Source organism: Nocardioides sp. 31GB23 (genome assembly GCF_040012395.1).
Taxonomy (GTDB): domain Bacteria; phylum Actinomycetota; class Actinomycetes; order Propionibacteriales; family Nocardioidaceae; genus Nocardioides; species Nocardioides salarius.
Genome location: NZ_JBDYKJ010000024.1, coordinates 31,344 through 44,538, shown reverse-complemented (window position 1 = coordinate 44,538; position 13,195 = coordinate 31,344). Strand labels below are relative to the sequence as shown.

General features: G+C 76.5%; 14 protein-coding genes. 11 read left to right on the top strand and 3 right to left on the bottom strand.

Annotation, left to right across the window (positions count from 1 at the left end):
• From ABKW28_RS09780 to ABKW28_RS09735, 10 genes are all read left to right on the top strand, one after another.
• Entirely contained in the window at positions 1-1,314 is a 1,314-nt protein-coding gene (locus ABKW28_RS09780) for an ABC transporter substrate-binding protein (protein WP_348608812.1), read from the top strand.
• Between the two features lie 5 nt (positions 1,315-1,319).
• Complete coding sequence (locus ABKW28_RS09775) at positions 1,320-3,272, top strand: serine/threonine-protein kinase (RefSeq protein WP_348608809.1); 1,953 nt, start codon at positions 1,320-1,322, stop codon at positions 3,270-3,272.
• Between the two features lie 4 nt (positions 3,273-3,276).
• A complete protein-coding gene (locus ABKW28_RS09770) occupies positions 3,277-4,683 on the top strand; it encodes an FHA domain-containing protein (RefSeq protein ID WP_348608801.1) in 1,407 nt (468 codons plus the stop codon).
• Between the two features lie 207 nt (positions 4,684-4,890).
• A complete protein-coding gene (locus tag ABKW28_RS09765) occupies positions 4,891-5,565 on the top strand; it encodes a 50S ribosomal protein L25/general stress protein Ctc (RefSeq protein ID WP_193666960.1) in 675 nt (224 codons plus the stop codon).
• 24 nt (positions 5,566-5,589) lie between these two features.
• Positions 5,590-6,207 (top strand): aminoacyl-tRNA hydrolase, encoded by a 618-nt coding sequence (gene pth, locus ABKW28_RS09760; RefSeq protein ID WP_341231307.1) that lies wholly within the window; start codon positions 5,590-5,592, stop codon positions 6,205-6,207.
• Between the two features lie 19 nt (positions 6,208-6,226).
• Positions 6,227-7,000 carry a 3'(2'),5'-bisphosphate nucleotidase CysQ gene (locus ABKW28_RS09755; RefSeq protein ID WP_193666962.1) on the top strand — a complete coding sequence of 258 codons (774 nt, stop codon included), beginning with the start codon at positions 6,227-6,229 and terminating at the stop codon, positions 6,998-7,000.
• 1 nt (position 7,001) lies between these two features.
• The gene (locus ABKW28_RS09750) at positions 7,002-7,625 is read left to right on the top strand and encodes an HAD-IA family hydrolase (protein WP_193666963.1); all 624 of its coding nucleotides are present in this window, start codon (positions 7,002-7,004) and stop codon (positions 7,623-7,625) included.
• Entirely contained in the window at positions 7,622-8,377 is a 756-nt protein-coding gene (locus ABKW28_RS09745; protein ID WP_348608798.1) for a lytic murein transglycosylase, read from the top strand. The genes ABKW28_RS09750 and ABKW28_RS09745 overlap by 4 nt, the downstream gene beginning before the upstream one ends.
• A gap of 20 nt (positions 8,378-8,397) precedes the next feature.
• Complete coding sequence (gene tsaB, locus ABKW28_RS09740) at positions 8,398-9,036, top strand: tRNA (adenosine(37)-N6)-threonylcarbamoyltransferase complex dimerization subunit type 1 TsaB (RefSeq protein ID WP_193666964.1); 639 nt, start codon at positions 8,398-8,400, stop codon at positions 9,034-9,036.
• Complete coding sequence (locus ABKW28_RS09735) at positions 9,033-9,518, top strand: GNAT family N-acetyltransferase (protein ID WP_348608795.1); 486 nt, start codon at positions 9,033-9,035, stop codon at positions 9,516-9,518. The genes tsaB and ABKW28_RS09735 overlap by 4 nt, the downstream gene beginning before the upstream one ends.
• Here ABKW28_RS09735 and ABKW28_RS09730 read toward each other — a convergent pair.
• Complete coding sequence (locus tag ABKW28_RS09730; protein ID WP_348608792.1) at positions 9,515-10,240, bottom strand: GNAT family N-acetyltransferase; 726 nt, start codon at positions 10,238-10,240, stop codon at positions 9,515-9,517. The two genes, ABKW28_RS09735 and ABKW28_RS09730, sit on opposite strands and share 4 nt — an antisense overlap.
• A 64-nt stretch (positions 10,241-10,304) precedes the next feature.
• Between ABKW28_RS09730 and tsaD the strand changes: the two genes are divergently transcribed.
• The gene (gene tsaD, locus ABKW28_RS09725) at positions 10,305-11,360 is read left to right on the top strand and encodes a tRNA (adenosine(37)-N6)-threonylcarbamoyltransferase complex transferase subunit TsaD (protein WP_302709007.1); all 1,056 of its coding nucleotides are present in this window, start codon (positions 10,305-10,307) and stop codon (positions 11,358-11,360) included.
• Between the two features lie 15 nt (positions 11,361-11,375).
• Here the strand turns inward: tsaD and ABKW28_RS09720 are convergent, their stop codons facing one another.
• Positions 11,376-12,737, bottom strand: coding sequence for a hypothetical protein (locus ABKW28_RS09720; RefSeq protein ID WP_348608789.1), 1,362 nt, complete (start codon positions 12,735-12,737; stop codon positions 11,376-11,378).
• Complete coding sequence (locus tag ABKW28_RS09715; RefSeq protein ID WP_348608786.1) at positions 12,737-13,159, bottom strand: hypothetical protein; 423 nt, start codon at positions 13,157-13,159, stop codon at positions 12,737-12,739. The genes ABKW28_RS09720 and ABKW28_RS09715 overlap by 1 nt, the downstream gene beginning before the upstream one ends.
• Positions 13,160-13,195 lie beyond the last annotated feature (36 nt).

Genomic DNA, 13,195 nt, shown 5'->3' with positions numbered 1-13,195 from the left:
GTGCGGCGACTGGTCCACGCCCCTGCCCCGGCGGCGGTGCTGACCGCGTTGCTGGCGGCGGTGCTGGGGCTCTCGGCCAGCGGCTGCTCGGGCGGCGACGCCCCCGGGCCCGGCTCACCCGCGGCGAGCGGGCCGGCCGCGGGAGCGCCGGCGGCGGTCGCGGTGACGACGGTCTCCGAGGTCAGCGCCGACGAGCCGCTGCGCGTCGGCGTGGTGGTGACCCTGCGCTCCGAGCCCGGCCAGGGCCAGGACCTGGTGGGCGCGGCCGAGGGCGCGACGGTCGCGGCGTACCGGCTGGGGCTGGGCGGGGGCCGGGTCGAGCTCGAGGTCGTCGACGACCAGGGCACCGCCGAGGGGGCCGGGGCGGCGGTCGAGCAGCTGCTCGACGCCGAGGTCGCCGGCATCGTCGCGGCCACGCGGGGCGACCACCTCGACGCCGCGGTCGAGGCCGCGACCGCTGCCGGCACCGCGGTGCTGCTGCCCTACGACCGCGACGGCGAGCTGCCCGCGGGCGCCTTCGCCACCGGCCCGGCCGCGGCCGACGTCGACCGGGTGCTGCTCGAGGCGATGGCCGGCGACGGGTTGAGCAGGCCGTTCGTGCTCACCGCCGACGACGTCGAGGTCGACGTCGGCTCGGCCGACGCCGCCACCATCGGGGCCGACGTCGACGACGTCGCCGCCCGGGTCGCCTCGGCCCACGACGCAGGACGCGTCGACAGCGTCGTGGTGGCCGCCGCGGCCAGCACCCAGGCCAGGATGGTGGCCGCGCTGCAGGGCGTCGCGCCCGCCGTGCCCGTGGTGCTCTCGCCCGAGGCCCTCAGCCCCGCCTTCGCGGCGGGGCTCGACGAGGCCGCGGGCACCACCGCGGGGGCCTACCTGAGTGCCGGCACCGACGCCGGCGACGCCACCTCGCTCGCCCAGGGCGCCCGGGCCGAGGCGGTCTCGGCCTTCTTCGCGGCGCTGCGCCTGGCCGCCGGTGACGATGCCAGCACCGACCTGTTCGGCGACGCGGCGTTCGCCGAGGTCGCCGCCGACGCCGACACCGCCAGCCACGACGCCGTCCTCTCGATCGCCGCGGCGGCCCGCGCGGCCGGCTCGGTCGAGACGGCCGACGTGCTCTCGGCCCTCAGCGGCCTGCAGGCCGGCCCGGCCGAGGGCCTGGCCGGTCCCGGCCTCGACTTCGGGGGCGAGCGTGCCCTGCCCGCGGCCGACGTCGTCGCGCTGCGGGCCACCGGCCAGGACCCCGGTGCCCGTCCGGTCGCCGCCGGCGCCGGGCCCCGGCTGTACTGGTTCGCCGACGACACGACAGGCTGAGGCCCGTGACGGGCGGACGACGCGCGCTGGGCAGTCGCTACGAGCTGGTCGACCTGCTCGGCGAGGGCGCCATGGGCGAGGTGTGGCGCACCTGGGACCGCGCCGGCGAGCGGTACGTCGCGGCCAAGCTGCTGCGCCGCGAGCTGGCCCGCGACCAGCAGATCGTGGGCCGCTTCGTCCAGGAGCGTGCCATCTTGATGTCGCTGCGCCACGAACGGATCGTGCGCGTGCACGACCTGGTCGTGGAGGGCGAGGCGCTGGCCATCGTCATGGACCTCGTCGAGGGCACCGACCTGCGCCGCCACCTGCGCGAGGTCGGCACCCTGGGCGCCCGCGACGCCGTCGAGACCACGTGCGCGGTCCTCGACGCGCTCGCCGCCGCCCACGAGCAGAGCTGCCTGCACCGCGACGTCAAGCCCGACAACGTGCTGCTGCGCGGTGGCGAGACACACGCCGGCGAGGGGCCCGGCCCCGCGTACGCCGACCGGGTGCTGCTCACCGACTTCGGGATCGCCCGGCTGGCCCAGGAGCGCACGGTCCAGGCGACCGGGCTGCTGGGCACCCCCGGCTACATGCCGCCCGAGCTGTTCGTGCACGGCCGCTTCAGCGCCGCCTCCGACGTCTACGCCACGGGCGTGCTGCTCTACGAGCTGCTGGGCGGGCGCACCCCGTTCTCGGGTGCGGGCACCGCCCACACCGTCGGGTTCCGCCACGCCACGGTGCGACCGCCGCGCCTGCCGGTGCCCGACGCGCTGTGGCAGGTCGTCGAGACGATGCTGGCCAAGGACCCCACCACCCGCCTGAGCGCCGCCGGCACCGCCGCGGCGCTGCGGGAGGTCGCCGCGCAGGTGCGCGACGTCCCGGCCCTGCCCGTGCAGCCCGCCCCCGACGACTGGGACCTCGCGCAGGGCACGGTGGTGCGCGCCGGCCCGGTGCAGGTCGAGCTCGACGACGCGCGGGTCGACGTCGGCGCGACCTTCCTGCACGAGTCCGCGGCGGCAGCGCCTTCCGCGGCCCCCGCGCCGCCCGGCCCACCACCCGCACCGGACCAGGCCGCCGTGCGCCGGCACCGCGCCCCCCGCCGCGGACTCGTCGCTGCGGCCGCCCTGGCCGCGCTCTCGCTGGTCGCGGTGGTGGCCGGCGTCGTCGTCGCCACCGGCGACGAGCCCGACCCCGTGGCCGCCGACCCCGTCGCCGCCGAGCGCACCGACCAGCTGCTGCCCACGGGTCTCGGGGTCGACCGGGAGGCCGACTACGACCCGGCCACGCGTCGGCTGACCCTCCGGCTGCGCTACAGCGCCCGCGACGCACCGCTGCGTGGTCCGTTCCTCGAGGTGCTGCCGGCGCGCGGCTCCCAGTGCCCGCGTCCGACCTGGACCGGCGCGACGGTGCAGGACAACCTCGCCGCCCGCACGGGGATCTCGGTCGCGTGCGGGTTCGCGGTCGACCCCGGGCAGGTGCCGGCCGACGGTGAGGTGCTGGTCGTGGCGTCCTTCGACCTCGACCTGGGCGCGGACCCCGGGGCGGCGCTGGAGGGTTGGGTGGGGGAGGCCGCCGACAGCACGCGAGCGGTCCTCGAGGCCCAGCGCTCCGGCGACGGCTACCCCGTGCAGCGGCTGCGCGACGTCGTCGTGGAGGTGCCGGCGGTGGTGCGCAAGGCGCGCAGCGGCTTCGCCCCGGTGCGGGTGCGTCTGCTCCCCGACTGGGGCGAGGGCCCCGACCCCGTGCGTGCCCTCTTCGACTCCGACGCCGCCGGCGAGGCGACCATCGCGCTCTCGGCCGTGGCCGGCGGGTTCGACGGCGTCCGGCTGCAGGCCTGCGACGCGGTCGCGGTCTCGGCCGACGGGTTGAGCCTGCTGGCGCGCTACCCCGCGGCCGACTGCGAGGTCACCGCGCAGGTCGGCGACCTCACCCGGCTCGAGCCGGCCACGGTGACCATCCAGGGCGCCGGGGGCTGAGCCGGTGCGGGTCGCGATCAGCGTCGTGTCCGGCGACGCCAGCACCGACGTCCTGCTCGAGGCGCCCGGCTCGACCCCGGCCGCCGAGGTGGAGGCCGCGCTGCGCCGCCTGGCGCGAGCACCCCGGGGCACCGTGCGGGTGCAGCACCCGCTGCTGGGCGACGGCGAGCCACGCCACTCCTGGGACGCCCACACCCGCCTCGACGAGGTCGGGCTCCTGCGGGGGGCCCGGGTGGTGCTCGGCGAGCGCCACCCGCTCGACCAGGGACCCGGCTCGCCACCGCACGGGCTCGAGCTGCACGTGGTCAGCGGCCCCGACGCGGGCTCGGTGCACCCGCTCCCGGAGGGCGTGCACCAGCTGGGCCGCAGCGGTGCGCTCTCGTGGCAGGACCACTCGCTGTCACGGCGGCACTGCCTGGTCTCGGTGACCCCGGCGGCCGTCGGCGTCACCGACCTGGGCTCGAGCAACGGCACCCGCCTCGACGGCCGGGGCCTCCTGCCGCACGAGCCCCGCACCTGGCGGCCCGGGGAGGTGCTCGCGGTCGGTGACTCGCTGGCGCGGGTGCGGCCGGTCGACCCGGAGCCGGCCGCGCCCACCCCGCCCGGGGACGGCCGGCTGCTCTGGCGCCGCCCGCCACCGCGGCCGGCGGCGTACGCCCCGGCACCGGTTGACCCCGCGCAGGTCGGTGCCTCGGCGACCCCGAGGGGCCGGGACTGGCCCCGACGCTGGGAGCGCCGCCCCGCCGACCCCGACCACCTCCTGCTGCGGCTCGGGACGGTGGGCCACCACGACGAGCCGGTGCTGCTGGCGCTGCGGCCCGACGGGTCCGGCGGCCCGGTCGGGCTGGTCGGGCCCGACGACGCGGTCGAGGCGGCCCTGCGCTGGTGGCTGTTGCAGCTCGGCGCGCTGCACGCCCCCGCCGACCTCTCGCTCGAGGTCGCGGGCCCACGGGTGGGCCCGGCCTGGTCGTGGTCGCGCTGGTTGCCCCACGACCGTGTCCCCGAGGCGGGCCGCCCCCACCTGCGGCTGCGTCACGGGTACGCCGGCGACGGCAGCGCTCCCGCCCCCGACCCGTCAGCCGCCGGGCCGGTGGTCGTCACCGGACCCGACGTCACCGCCCTGCCGCGGGACTGTGCCGACGTGGTCGAGATCGGGGCCCGCCAGCCGTCGTACGCACGCCTGCTCCGACCCGGTCGGGCGCCGCGCGAGCTGCGGCTCGACGGGGTGTCGGCCCCCTGGGCCGACCGGGTCGCCCGCAGCCTCGCGCCGATGGAGCTGCCCGGGCGGCCGCCGGCCCCGGAGCCCGCGCACCCCCGTCCGCCCGACCCACCGGGGGTGCGGCTGCGGCCGTGGCGGCCCGTCGACCCGGCCGCGCCGACGGATTGGCCCTCGTCGCGCGCACGCGGCTAAACTGCTGCGGTTGCCTCGGCGAGGGAGCCGACCGTCCGCGGTCGCTCCGTGATCGACGCGGTCGGCTGCGAGACCCTCGCGCCGCGCTGTGTCGTGATCCCGACGGGCGCGGCGCTTCGTGCGTCCGGGCCCACCCGCAGGTGACCACCCGACCTTGCGAGGGTCCTGCCGGGACCCCGCACCGCTGTAGCGCACGAGGAGACACACATGGCTGCCGAGAAGATCGCCGCTGAGGCCCGCACCGAGTTCGGCAAGGGCGCCGCGCGCCGGATCCGTCGCGAGGACAAGGTGCCGGCCGTCATCTACGGGCACGGCAACGAGCCGACCCACATCACGCTCCCGGGCCACGAGATCATGCTCGCGCTCAAGCACGGTGGCGCCAACGCCCTGCTCGACATCGACGTCGACGGCGAGAGCCACCTGGCGCTGACCAAGCAGGTCCAGGTCGACCCGATCAAGCGCTTCATCGAGCACGTCGACTTCGTGGCCGTGCGCCGCGGCGAGAAGGTCACCGTCGACATCCCCGTGCACGTGGTCGGCGAGGCCGTCGCCGAGACCCTCGTGGTCCTCGAGAACTCGGTCGTCTCGGTCGAGGCCGAGGCCACCCACATCCCCGAGTTCGTCGAGGTCGACGTCGAGGGCGCCGAGGTCGGCACCCAGGTGCACGCCTCCGACCTCAAGCTGCCGAAGGGCACCGAGCTGCTCACCGACGGCGACATCCTGGTCGTCAACGTCACCCAGCAGCAGAGCCAGGCGTCGCTCGACGCCGAGCTCGAGGAGCTCGAGGCCGAGGCCGGCATCGAGCACGAGGAGTCGGGCGACGAGGAGTCCACCGAGGGCGAGCAGTCCGGCGACGCCGAGGCCGGCGACTCGCAGGAGTGATCGCGACGGGCCCGGGGGAGCACCATGACCGACGAACGTGAGACCGGCGGCGCGAGCAGCGCCGTCTGGCTCGTCGTCGGCCTGGGCAACCCGGGCCCGACGTACGCCGGGCACCGGCACAACATCGGCTACCTGGTGGCCGACGAGCTGGCGACCCGACTCGGCTCGGGGTTCCGGGCCCACAAGTCCGGGCGCGCCGACGTCGTCGAGGGACGGCTCGGCGCTCCCGGCACCGGCGGCCCCCGGGTCGTGCTGGCGCGGCCCCGCTCCTACATGAACGAGCTCGGCGGGCCGGTCAAGGCGCTGGCCACCTTCTACAAGGTGCCGCCCGAGCGGGTCGTGGCGATCCACGACGAGCTCGACATCGCCTTCGACACCCTGCGGGTCAAGCTGGGCGGCGGCGACAACGGCCACAACGGCCTGAAGTCGATGCGCTCCTCGCTGGGCACCGGCGACTTCCACCGGGTGCGGGTCGGCATCGGCCGCCCCCCGGGTCGCCAGGAGGTCGCCGACTTCGTGCTCTCCAACTACTCCCCGGCCGAGCGCAAGGTGCTGCCCTTCGTGGTCGACACCGCCGCCGACGCGGTGGAGTGCCTGGTCGGCGAGGGCCTGGAGAAGACCCAGCAGCGCTTCAACTCCTGATCGCGGCTACCCTCTGCTGGTGACTTTCGAGCCCGGAACCCCGCCCCCCGCCGCCGACGACCACGTGCTGGCCACCTGGCTGGCCGAGGCCGCCGGCCGCCGCCTGCTGGAGGTCCGCGCCGAGGGCCTGGAGGGCAAGGAGCTCAAGGACGCCGGTGACGCCGCCGCCCACGAGCTGCTGATGGACCTGCTGGCCCAGCACCGTCCCGACGACGCGGTGCTCTCCGAGGAGGGCAAGGACGACAAGGCGCGCCTGTCGGCCGACCGGGTCTGGATCATCGACCCCCTCGACGGCACCCGTGAGTTCTCCGAGCCGCCGCGCGACGACTGGGCCGTGCACGTCGCGCTGTGGCAGGGCGGCGCCCTGGTCGCCGGCGCCGTCGCGCAGCCCGAGCTCGGCGAGACCTTCAACACCGGGCAGGCGCCGGTCGTGCCGCCCCGCACCTCCGAGAAGCCGCGGATCGCGGTCTCGCGCAGCCGCCCGCCGGCCTTCGTGCAGGCCCTGGCCGAGGAGATCGACGCCGAGCTGGTGCCGATGGGCTCGGCCGGGGTGAAGATGATGTCGGTGGTGCGCGACGTCGCCGACGCCTACGTGCACGCCGGTGGGCAGTACGAGTGGGACTCAGCCGCCCCCGTGGCCGTGGCCCGCGCCGCCGGCCTGTTCACCTCGCGCGTCGACGGCAGCGAGCTGGTCTACAACCAGGACGACGTCTACCTGCCCGACCTCGTGGTCTGCCGCCCCGAGCTCAGCGAGCAGATCCTGGCCTTCATCGCCGCCCACGGCACCGAGTGAGGTGAGCGTCGAGCACGTGCTGCTGGACGCCGACGGCGTCCTGCAGCGCAGCGCCCCCGACCCCGTCGGGCTGCTGCGCGCCTGGGCCGGGGACCGGGCCGAGGAGCTCGCGCACGCCCTGTGGCGCGCCGAGCGTGGGCCGCTGCGTGGCGAGGGCGACTTCGTCGAGGCGCTCGAGCGGATCGTGCCGGCGTACGCCGACGTCGCGCCGCACGAGGTCTACGACGCGCTGTGGCGCGACATCACCGTCTCCGAGGAGTCGCTGGCCCTGGCCGGGCGGCTGCGCGAGGCCGGTCTGGGAGTGCACCTCGGCACCAACCAGCACCGCCAGCGGGGCGAGCTGATGCGCGCCGGGCTCGGCTACGACGACCACTTCGACGTCTCCTGCTACTCGTGGGAGCTGGGCACCAAGAAGCCCGAGCCGGCCTACTTCGAGATCGCCGTCGAGCGCATCGGAGCAGCCCCCGCGCAGGTGCTCTTCGTCGACGACGTCGCCGCCAACGTCGAGGCCGCGCGCGCGGTCGGGCTGCACGCCGTGCACTGGCACCTCGACGAGGGGCACGACGTGCTGCTCGACGCCCTGGTCGGCCACGGCCTGCCGGTCGGCGAGGTGGGCGCCGCGTGATCTCGGGCCCGCGCTCGATCGTGCTCTTCTCCTGCCTGCTGCTGGCGCTGTCGGGGGCGGCCTTCGCGGTGTCGCGGCTCTACACCCCCGAGCGCACCGTCGACCTGACCCCGCCGGCGGCGTACGTCGGTGCACCGGTGCCGGCCCAGGCCGACCCCGGCACCCAGGCGCGCCGCACCCAGCTCGTCGACGAGGGCTGGCTGCGCCGCACCAGCCGGGCCACGGGCATCCCGTCGCCGGCGCTGCGGGCCTACGCCGACGCCCAGCTCTCGGGCGTCGGTGGGTGCGACGTCGGGTGGACCACCCTGGCCGGCATCGGCTGGATCGAGTCGCAGCACGGCACCCTGGGCGGGCGCACCCTCGACGCCGAGGGCCGCTCGTCGTCGGCGATCCTGGGCCCGGCCCTCGACGGCTCCGGCGACTTCGCCGCCATCCGCTCCACGGCCGCCTCGCGCGCCTGGCACGGCGACGCGACCTGGGAGCACGCGGTGGGGCCGATGCAGTTCCTGCGCTCGTCGTGGGAGCCGTGGGCCGCCGACGGCGACCGCGACGGCAGCATCGACCCGCACGACCTCGACGACGCCGCCGCGACCGCGGCGCGCTACCTGTGCGCCGGCGGGCGCGACCTGGCCCGCGGCGACGGGTGGGCCAGCGCGGTGCTGTCCTACAACCACTCCGACGAGTACGTCGCGGCCGTGCACGCCGCCGCCAGCGCCTATGCCGAGCGGGCCGCCGGGCGCCGTGCGGGCTGACCCGGGCTAGCCTGCCGCTCATGCTGCTGACCTTCGACACCGCGACGCCGCGGGTGGCCGTGGCCCTGCACGACGGCTCCGACGTGGTGGCCGAGCTCGAGGCCGAGCGGGCGATGAAGCACGGCGAGCAGCTCGCGCCGCTCGTCGATGCCGTGATGCGCCAGGTCGGGGTGGTCCGCCAGGACCTCACGGCCATCGGCGTGGGGGTCGGCCCGGGGCCGTTCACCGGCCTCCGGGTCGGGCTGGTGACCGCGCGCACCCTCGCCTTCGTGCTCGAGATCCCGGTCTACGGCGTCTGCACCCTCGACGTGCTGGCGGTCGAGGCCGTCGACACCGGCGCGGTCGACCGCGACTTCGTGGTCGCCACCGACGCCCGCCGCAAGGAGGTCTACCTCGCGTCGTACGACGCCGACGGCGTGCGGCTCGACGGTCCGGTGGTCGACAAGCCCGCCGCGCTGGGCACCGACGCGCCGGTGGTGGGGGAGGGTGCGCTGCTCTACCCCGAGGCGTTCCCGCTCGCGGTCGGCCCGCAGCGACCCGGTGCTGGCTGGCTCGCGCGGGTGGTGGCCGAGGAGCGGGCCGAGCTCGTCGACCCCGAGCCGATGTACCTGCGTCGCCCCGACGCGGAGGTCACGCGCAGCCGCAAGACGGTCTCGTGACCGTCCGCGCGGCGGGCCCCGACGACCTGGCCGCGCTCGTCTCGCTCGAGCAGCGCAACCTCGGCGCCGACGCCTGGCCGCCGGGGCTGCTCCAGGAGGGCCTCGAGGGCCGCGTGCCCTACGCGACGTACCTCGTGGCGGAGATGGGCTCGGCGGCCGGGCCTGTGGTCGCGGGCCACGCCGTGCTCAGCGTGGTCGCCGACATCGCCGAGCTGCAGCGGATCTCCGTCGACCCCGAGCACCGGCGGGACGGCCTGGCCACCGCGCTGCTCGACGCCGTCGTGGCCGCGGCCCGGGCCGGCGGCGCCGACCGGCTGCTGCTCGAGGTGCGCGAGGACAACGCCGGGGCGCTGTCGTTCTACGCCGCGCGCGGCTTCGTCGAGGTCGACCGGCGGCGCCGCTACTACCGCGACGGCGCCACCGCCGTGGTGCTGCGCCGAGGTCTCGGGCCGGCCTGCGGCGGGACCGACCAGAGGCGCTAGGAGAGCACGGCCGAACGGAACGTGTGCACCGTGCGGTAGCCGAGCCGCTCGTAGAGGTGGATGGCCGGCGCGTTGTCGGCGTAGACACCGAGGCTGGCGGTGCCCGACGCGCCGGCGAGCGCCCGTCGGGTCAGGGCCGTCGAGACCAGGCGGCCCAGGCCCCGCCGCTCCTCACTCGTCAGCACCGTGATGCCGCGCAGCTGGCCGGTGCCGTCGTGCTGGCGGTTCAGCGCGCCGGCGGCGACCAGCCGGTCGTCCTCGACGACGCCGAGCCACGCCTCGACGCCGGGGCTGTCGGGGCGTGCGAACGAGCCCGGGTTGCCGGCGTCGAGCAGTGCGACCAGGTCGTCGCGTCCGCCGACCTCGCCGACCTGCGGGGTCGGCTCGGCGGGCTGCTCGTGGGTCAGCATCCAGTCCCAGCGCGTGGCCGCGTCGTGCGCCCAGCCCGCCGGCAGCGCGTCGTACGCCGCCGCCTCGACGGTGATCCGCCAGGGGCGGGGGTGCAGCGCGGCGACGCGCGCCATCAGCGGCTCGAGCGCCTCGGCGGGCCCCAGGCAGACCAGCTGCGGCCCAGGGGCCGGGCCGGTCCAGCGCGGGTGGTTCTCGACCACGGCCGCGGCCCCCGCGACCCAGGCACGAGGGGCCAGCGCCGGGTCGACCTGGTGGCGCACGAAGCGGTGCTGCGAGGTGGTGACCAGCTGCTCGACCGAGATCTCCTGCACGGCCAGATCATGCCCGGGGCCCGGTGACGATCTGGGCGCGGGGCCGGTGGGCTCGCGTGCGACGATGAGCCGCGTGAGCGAACCGCTGGTGCTGGGGATCGAGACGTCCTGCGACGAGACCGGGGTCGGGATCGTGCGCGGCCACACGCTGCTGGCCGACGCGGTCGCGAGCAGCGTCGACGAGCACGCCCGCTTCGGCGGCGTGGTGCCCGAGGTGGCCAGCCGGGCGCACCTCGAGGCGATGGTGCCCACGATCGAGCGGGCCTGCGAGACGGCGGGCATCTCGCTGCACGACGTCGACGCGATCGCGGTCACCAACGGGCCCGGCCTGGCCGGCGCCCTGCTCGTCGGCGTCGCCTCCGCCAAGGCGCTGGCGCTGGGCCTGGGCAAGCCGCTCTACGGCGTCAACCACCTGGCCTCCCACGTCGCCGTCGACCAGCTCGAGCACGGCCCGCTGCCCGAGCCCTGCCTGGCGATGCTGGTCAGCGGGGGACACTCCAGCCTGCTGCGCGTCGAGGACGTGACCGTCGGGGTCGACCCGATGGGCGAGACGATCGACGACGCTGCGGGGGAGGCCTTCGACAAGGTGGCCCGGCTGCTCGGGCTGCCGTTCCCGGGCGGGCCGCACATCGACCGGATGGCACGCGAGGGCGACAGCGTGGCCATCGACTTCCCGCGGGGGCTGACGGCGCGCCGCGACCTCGAGCGGCACCGCTTCGACTTCTCGTTCTCGGGCCTCAAGACGGCCGTGGCCCGGTGGGTCGAGGCGCGCGAGCGCGCCGGTGAGCCGGTGCCGGTCGCGGACGTCGCGGCGTCGTTCCAGGAGGCGGTCTGCGACGTGCTGGTGCGCAAGGCGCTCGACGCCGCCTCGAGCGAGGGCATCGACCACCTGCTGATCGGCGGCGGGGTCGCGGCCAACTCGCGGCTGCGCCACCTCGCCGAGGAGCGCGCCGAGCGCCTCGGCATCCGGGTGCGGGTGCCGCGCCCGGGCCTGTGCACCGACAACGGCGCGATGGTGGCCGCGCTGGGCGCGGAGATGGTCGCCCGTGGCCGTACGCCGTCGTCGCTGGACCTGCCGGCCGACTCGAGCCTGCCGGTCTCCTCGGTGCTCGCCGGCTGACCTGGCGCCCCGTCCTCAGTCGAGGACCGGGGCGTGGCCCTCGTCGTCGGTCCAGTCGTCCTCGGTGGCGAAGAATGCCTGGTCGGGCCGGTCGGCGTCGCGGCTGCGTCCACGGCCGGCGCCGCCCGCCGCACCGGCAGCGCCACGGCCGGTGCCGCCCGCCCCGCCGACCGCGCCACGGCCACCGGCGCCACCGGCTGAGCCGGCAGCGCGTGCGCCAGCCTGTCCGGAGGTGCCTCGGGCGCCGCTGGTCGCCCGGGTGCCCGTGGCTCCCGTCGCAGCTCCACGACCGGCAGTGGTCGGCGTCCCGACCGCACCGGCGCTGCGGCCGAGGGTGGCTCCGCCCGAGGTGCGTCCCGCGCCGATGGCGCGTGCGGCTGCGGGGCGACCGGCCGTGGACCCGGCAGCCGCGCCGCCCACCGGCGCCACGGAGGCTCCGCCGGCGAGGCGGCCGCCGAGGAGCGCCGCCCCACCCATCACGGCGCTGCCGGCGATGCCGCCGCCGATGCCTGCGGTCAGCCCTCCGGTGCCGCCGGTGCTGCCCGCGCCAGTCGAGCCAGGGTCCGCAGGCTGCGTGAACGGGTTGTCGCCGCCGTCGGGCGCGGTCGCGTCGGTGCTCGGCTGCTCCGGGTCGCCCGAGCCGGTGTCCCCGTGGTCGGAGCCACCGGTGTCGATGGTGTCGCCGGTCGGTGCCGGTTGGGTGCCGGTCGGGTGGACGTGGGTGCTGCCCCCGGGGTGGCCCGCTGCGACGCCGCCGCCGGTCGGGGCGGTCCCGCCCGCGCCTCGCCCGCCTCCAGCACCCGCGCCGGAGCCGGAGCCGGCGGCGTCACGCATGACCCGCTCGTCGGGCTCGCCGTGGATGCGGCGCATCACCTCGGCCGACTCGGCGTACGTCGTGTCGACCTGGTCGGCGCGCTGCTTGGCGCGCACCTCGCGGTCGGCCATCGCGGCGTTGTAGGCGCCCAGGTCACGGCCGTAGCGCTGCTCGGCGCGCAGCGTGTCGGGGGTCTCCGGCATGCCGGGGGTCCGCTCGGGCGGCTGTGGCTGGGTGGGCGCGCTGGCGTCGAGGAGGCGCTGCTCGTGGGCGGCGGCCATCAGTGCCGAGTTCGACGTCTCGATCGCCTGTGCGGCCGCACGCATCTGCTCGCTGCGCTTCGCGGCCTTCTCGGCCACCTTGGTGAAGGCGGTGACGGCGGCCTCGCTGACCTCGGAGGACTCGCCGAAGCCGGCGCGCACGTCCTCCGTCGCCATCTGGAGGACGCTCTGCACCTCCCGCAGCCTGTCGGCGCCCTGTCTCCACCCCTCGGCGGACACGGCCAGGTCGGGGAAGTGGGCGCCCGACACGGTGCGCCGCAGGCGCTCCTCCTGCTGGCCCATCAGGCGTCGCCTCCCTGCTCGTTGCGAGCCCGGTCGTAGGCCGTGTCGCTCTGCGAGGTGAGTGAGGCCTCGTCGAGCATCTCGACGACCCGCTGCGTGGCCACCATGGTCTCGGCCGAGTCCTCATCGGCGCGCCTGATGAGGCGGGCGGCCTCGTGGACGCTCTCGGCGAAGGCCTCGAGGTCGCGGACGATGCCCTGCACGGTCTCGGCCATCACCTGCTGGGCCCGGGCGTGGTGCAACCCCAGCTCCTGGGCCCGGTCTCCGCGCCCGAGCGAGGGCATGGCGATCGGCGCGTCGGAGGCGAACCGGCGCGCCCACTCGCCCTCGCTGTTCTCACGCAGGAAGGAGATGACCCGGTCGATGGTCGTCTGTTCGACGGCCACGTACTGCATGGCCGCTGAAAGTCCTGCGAAGTACATGCTGAGACTCCGGGTGTGTCGACGGTCCGTGTGTGT

Bases quoted from the DNA above. Each gene is read 5' to 3' on its own strand.
- ABKW28_RS09765 (WP_193666960.1), top strand. From the start codon at position 4,891: ATGGCTGCCGAGAAGATCGCCGCTGAGGCCCGCACCGAGTTCGGCAAG.
- pth (WP_341231307.1), top strand. From the start codon at position 5,590: ATGACCGACGAACGTGAGACCGGCGGCGCGAGCAGCGCCGTCTGGCTC.
- tsaB (WP_193666964.1), top strand. From the start codon at position 8,398: ATGCTGCTGACCTTCGACACCGCGACGCCGCGGGTGGCCGTGGCCCTG.
- tsaD (WP_302709007.1), top strand. From the start codon at position 10,305: ATGAGCCGCGTGAGCGAACCGCTGGTGCTGGGGATCGAGACGTCCTGC.
- ABKW28_RS09720 (WP_348608789.1), bottom strand. From the start codon at position 12,737: ATGGGCCAGCAGGAGGAGCGCCTGCGGCGCACCGTGTCGGGCGCCCAC.
- ABKW28_RS09715 (WP_348608786.1), bottom strand. From the start codon at position 13,159: ATGTACTTCGCAGGACTTTCAGCGGCCATGCAGTACGTGGCCGTCGAA.